This window comes from Pseudomonas parakoreensis, from assembly GCF_021602155.1.
GTDB lineage: Bacteria > Pseudomonadota > Gammaproteobacteria > Pseudomonadales > Pseudomonadaceae > Aquipseudomonas > Aquipseudomonas parakoreensis.
In genome coordinates, this window is record NZ_BQHY01000093.1 from 1 (window position 1) to 255 (window position 255).

A 255-nucleotide genomic window follows, 5' to 3' on the forward strand; every position below is an offset into this window, starting at 1 on the left:
TGTGAGGCGTTGAGCTAACCAATACTAATTGCCCGTGAGGCTTGACCATATAACACCCAAGCAATCTGAATGCTCGAAAGAGACCAGATTGCGGTGTGTGAAGACGCAATGAACCGAAAGTTCGCGCTGCTCACAAACACCTGTATCACATACCCGATTTGCTGAAGCGAGGCCAGTTGGTCACGAGTCAGTACCCGAATTTCTTGACGACCATAGAGCGTTGGAACCACCTGATCCCATCCCGAACTCAGAAGT

General features: G+C 49.8%; 1 rRNA gene. It reads left to right on the forward strand.

The features are described 5' to 3' along the window. Positions 1-202: 202 nt before the first annotated feature. Positions 203-255 (forward strand): 5S ribosomal RNA (rrf, locus tag L6D63_RS28960); the annotation flags it as partial.